Source organism: Collinsella aerofaciens, from assembly GCF_901212495.1.
GTDB classification, from domain to species: Bacteria; Actinomycetota; Coriobacteriia; order Coriobacteriales; family Coriobacteriaceae; genus Collinsella; species Collinsella aerofaciens_H.
Genome location: NZ_CAAKNY010000046.1, coordinates 46,418 through 51,025, shown reverse-complemented (window position 1 = coordinate 51,025; position 4,608 = coordinate 46,418). Strand labels below are relative to the sequence as shown.

Here is a 4,608-nt window from a genome sequence, read left to right as displayed (position 1 = left end):
CAGCGCCCTTTCGTTTCACGCCACCTTGTCACAAATGCGACCCGCTCGCTGCCCGCGCCAAAACATCGGCGTTGCCCGACTAGTCGCTTTGGCACTTAGTAGTCGTTGGGGACGTTCTTGTTTGACTAGTCATTTAAGAACGTCCCCAATGACTACTTCGTTTTCGTAACCTTTCCGCAACAATTTGCCCGTCGCGCAGCTCGACTCCGCTCACAACGTCTCCTGCGCTACACTTAGTCGCACTGTGGCGCTGCAGCGCCGTGCCCGAACCAAGGGGGACACTCATGAAGAACACTCAGCTGCTGCTGATCAACGATATGTGCGGCTACGGCAAGGTCGCGCTTTCCGCCATGCTGCCGGTGCTGTCGCACATGGGTTACCGTATCCACAATCTGCCGACGGCACTTGTGTCCGATACGCTCAACTATCCCAAGTTCTACATCCACGACACCACCGAATACGTGCGCCAAAGCCTCGCTATCTGGGAGGAGCTCGGCTTTGAGTTCGACGCCATCTCGACCGGCTTTATCGTGACCGAGGAAGAGGCGCGCATCATCTCGGACTTTTGCCACCGCCGCGCGCAAAAGGGCACCAAGGTGTTCGTCGACCCCATCATGGCGGACAATGGCAAGCTCTACGCCGGTGTGCCCGAGTCGACCATCGGCCTTATGCGCAGTCTGGTCGAGTGCGCAGACTACGCGGTGCCCAACTATACCGAGGCATGCCTGCTCACCGATACGCCTATGGCCGAAGAGATTACACCCGATGAGGCCCGCGCCCTTGTGGACGCCGTGCGTGAGCTGGGTGCCAAGTCCGTGGTCATTACGAGCGCCGTAGTCAATGGCACGAACGCGGTTATTGGTTACGACCATGTGGCGGGGGAGTACTTTACGATTCCCTTTGAGCTCATTCCGACCTATTTCCCGGGCACGGGCGACACGTTCTCGGCGGTGCTCGTAGGCCGCGTTATGGCAGGTTGGAGTCTGCAGCGCGCGACGTCCAATGCCATGCGTGTGGTGGCTGAGCTTATCGAGCGCAATGCCGACCAAGAGGACAAGTCGGCCGGCCTTCCCATCGAGGCATGCCTGGATGTGATTGACCATGAGTAATGCCGACGAGGGCGGCGTCAAGCCTGCGGGCGAGAACAGACCGCTCGGCGCACCGCGTGGCAAGCGTCCGCGTATCCGCGTGAGCTGCGTGGACCAGCTGGGTGCGTGCCGCTGCCACCATGGTCACAAGCCGGGCGACGTTTTTGACTTCGACCGAGACCGCGGCAAGATGTGCTCCATGGCCTGTCACGTGGGCTTTCCCTATATCGATATCCTGCGCTACGGCGGAACCGTGCCTGGCAACGAGCCTGGTACGGCAAAGTTCTGCTGCCCCGAGGTCGATACGCTGAACGTCTGGCTTGCCGAGATCGTCGACGAGTAGCCGAGTGTGACAAAGGGACAGTCCCTTTGTCACACTCGGCGGTGGACGCGCCTCTTCATGCTCTAAATCGCAAATCTCTGCATTTCATCCGATTTTGTGCTCTAAAAACTCTGCATTTCATCGATAATCAAGCATATAAATCTTTGCATTTCATTTGATGGCACTGAGGGGAGAGCCTATGCTGCGTAGGAAAATAGCGGCCGAGCTGGAGCGTTGGCTGAAGTCTGCCGAGCAAAAGGCCTTATTCATCACGGGTTCTCGCCAGATCGGCAAAAGCTATTCGATTCGTGCATTTGGCAAAGCCAGCCACGCAAACTATATCGAGCTTAACCTCATGGAAAATCGCCAGGCAAAAGACGCTCTTCTCGAGGCGCGGGATGCCGATGATTTCATCAGCAGGGTGACGCTTCTCTCGGGAAAGTCGATTGCACCGGGCAAAACGCTCGTATTTATCGATGAGGTCCAAGAGGCCCCCGACATCATGACAATGGCAAAGTTCCTTGTTGAGGATGGGCGGTGCCGCTGGGCGTTTTCGGGGTCAATGCTCGGGACTCAGCTCAAGGGCGTCAGGTCCTATCCCGTGGGGTATGTTCACGAGCTTAGGATGTTCCCGCTCGATTTTGAGGAGTTTTGCTGGGCAATCGAGGTGAGCGAGGGGGCTCGCCAAACGATACGCGACGCGTGTATCAACGAGAAGCCCATTCCTGATTACATTCATGACGCGATGATGGCAAACTTCAGGACCTATACCGTTGTCGGCGGAATGCCAGAGGTCGTGCAGCGCTTCCTTGACATGCGGGGCGACCTTGCCTCTGTTCGTCAGCTACAGTCAGAGCTCAACGAACAGTACCGGCGGGATATCTCCAAGTATGCAAGTGGGCGAGCCCTTCAGGTGCAGAGCATTTACGATCAGCTCCCTATTATGCTCGAGGGCGAAAACAAACGCTTCGTGCTCAATTCCATTGACCCCAAGGCGCATTACGACAAGTACCAGCGAGATTTTGTCTGGCTTGTCGATGCCGGCGTTGCTCTCAAGGCCGATATCGTAACCGAGCCAAAATCGCCCCTGCTCAAGACGGCGCGGCCATCGCAGTTCAAGCTATATCAATCGGATACGGGCATGTTGATGGCGCGCTACCCCGTTGGAGTCGCCCAAGCGGCGTATCTTGATAACAAGGAGCCCAATCTGGGCGGCATTTACGAAAACGTGGTGGCCCAGCAGCTGGCTGCCCAAAATCGCCAGCTTTACTACTATCAGACAAAAAAGCGCGGCGAAGTGGACTTTGTGGTCGACGGGCCGGCTGGGACGGCTGTTCCGATCGAGGTTAAATCGGGCTCCTATTACCACGCGCACGCTGCGCTCGGTCATGTGCTTGATACGGCCGAATATGGCGTAAGGCTCGGAATTGTTTTCTCGAGAGGCAACGTTGAGCGCAACGGAGCTGTTCTTTATTTGCCGCTATATGCGACCTGGGCCCTTTCGGATGTTTTGGGTGACGCCCGTGCCGAGGGGATAAAGCTGGAGGTCAAGCCGGTCTAGGGCCAGTCCTCGATGCGACAAAGGGACAGTGCCTTTGTCGCATCCGCTATCCCGAGATAATGAGTGTGGATTTTCTCCCGTTTAGAGCGCGCTTGAACGTTCAAAGTGGGAGAAAATCCACACTCGATTTATGCCGATGGCGCGGTTCGCGCGCTCGCTTGCCTACAGTTGCTCGAGCATGGCGGTGCAGCCGGCGAGCACATCGCGGTAGGTGGCATCGAAGTTGCCGGTGTACCAGGGATCGGCCACGTCGCCGGGGCGCTCGGTCCAATCAAGCAAGCGCGTAATCTTGCCGTCGGGGTCGTCGCCAAAGATGCGATGCAGGCCGCGCGCGTTTTCAGCATCCATGTAGACGATGTGATCCCAGTCGCCATACTCCGCGCGACGCACCTGGCGCGCGCGGTGGGCAATGACGGGAATCCCGACTTCGCGCAGCTTGGCGACCGTGCCATGATGCGGCGGGTTTCCGATCTCCTCGGTCGAGGTGGCGGCGGAGTCGATGACAAACCCGCCCTCGCGCCCGGCGCGGCGCACCAGCTCGGTAAACACCGACTCGGCCATCGTCGAGCGGCAGATGTTCCCATGGCAGATAAACAGAATACGCTGCATGGATTGGTGGTTTTGCATGACGGTTCCTATTCCGAGCGAAGCCGTTTTTTCAATAGCTTAGCGAATAGTATCATCGGGTTTCAACTTACCCAGCGAACGCGATAGGTTCATGCTGGGAACCTCGACCGCGCGCCAAAACGCGATCGCAACAACCGTGCTTACGAGCAATGAGGCTGCGGCAATCGCATGCGGCGTGGCAATTCCGAGTTTGGGTAAAAAGGCAGCGAGGCCTCCTATGACGATGGCATGAGTGAGATACAAGCTATACGATATCTTTCCCAAAAAAGTCATCGGGCTCGTGCTAAGCACCCGGCGTGTAAAACCATCGATAATCGAAACTACTACGACCGTCATGCATGCGGCGTTCATGGTGGTAGATAGCAGTGCTTCGGCAATGCCACCGGGATGCCATACGAGCGACAGCTCGATAACGCCAACGGGAACAATGAGCAGTGCCAGCTCGACAGGGGCAGCCAACTTAATGGCTTTGATTTTATCGAATTGCTTGGCGATTATGACGCCAAGCCAGAACATGAGGCCTAGGCGCAGCGGAAAATAGCCTGACCAATACGAGACAAACACCGCTGCGAATATCGTTATGACCGCAAAACCAGGGCGTCGAATACGCGATATGCACCAAATAGCCAATGGAAGCGTGAGACTGAACCAAAGCTCCCAGCTCATAGACCATATGGGGGAGTCGACTCGTGCGAGGGGCGCACCATAAAGGGTGTTGACGCCATTGGACACATTGAACAGCACATCGAATTGCATAAGAATGTCGTGAATTATCGTGGGCAGGTCGGCGTCATAGGTAACGGCAAGTGCGGAACGCGACGTGGATCCCATGTGCCACGCCACATAACCCGCTGGGATAGCCAGCGCGATCGCCGCGAACATCGGAGCGCAAAGGCGAATGATTCTTCTTGGATAGTAGCCGGGCCAGTTGTACCTACCGCCGTCCTTTTGCTTAAACGGAACAAGGGACAGCACTATGCCAGACAAGATGAAAAAAATCAGAACCGATG

Annotated in this window: 5 protein-coding genes; 3 read left to right on the top strand and 2 right to left on the bottom strand. The window is 56.7% G+C overall.

Translation table 11 applies throughout. The annotated features are described in order from the left end of the window. The first annotated feature begins 284 nt into the window (after window positions 1-284). From SFLMC1_RS05625 to SFLMC1_RS05615, 3 genes are all read left to right on the top strand, one after another. Window positions 285-1,109, top strand: a complete 825-nt coding sequence (locus SFLMC1_RS05625) for a PfkB family carbohydrate kinase (RefSeq protein ID WP_152073270.1) — start codon at window positions 285-287, stop codon at window positions 1,107-1,109. Then, complete coding sequence (locus tag SFLMC1_RS05620) at window positions 1,102-1,431, top strand: TIGR04076 family protein (protein WP_192924161.1); 330 nt, start codon at window positions 1,102-1,104, stop codon at window positions 1,429-1,431. The genes SFLMC1_RS05625 and SFLMC1_RS05620 overlap by 8 nt, the downstream gene beginning before the upstream one ends. Before the next feature lie 178 nt (window positions 1,432-1,609). Beyond that, window positions 1,610-2,971 carry an ATP-binding protein gene (locus SFLMC1_RS05615; protein WP_152073269.1) on the top strand — a complete coding sequence of 454 codons (1,362 nt, stop codon included), beginning with the start codon at window positions 1,610-1,612 and terminating at the stop codon, window positions 2,969-2,971. Between the two features lie 162 nt (window positions 2,972-3,133). On the opposite strand, the gene SFLMC1_RS05610 is transcribed toward SFLMC1_RS05615, so the two are convergent. Then, the gene (locus SFLMC1_RS05610; protein WP_152073279.1) at window positions 3,134-3,580 is read right to left on the bottom strand and encodes a low molecular weight protein-tyrosine-phosphatase; all 447 of its coding nucleotides are present in this window, start codon (window positions 3,578-3,580) and stop codon (window positions 3,134-3,136) included. A 57-nt stretch (window positions 3,581-3,637) separates the two neighbouring features. Then, window positions 3,638-4,608: acyltransferase family protein (locus tag SFLMC1_RS05605; protein WP_187323875.1), on the bottom strand; the 971-nt coding region annotated here is incomplete at its 5' end.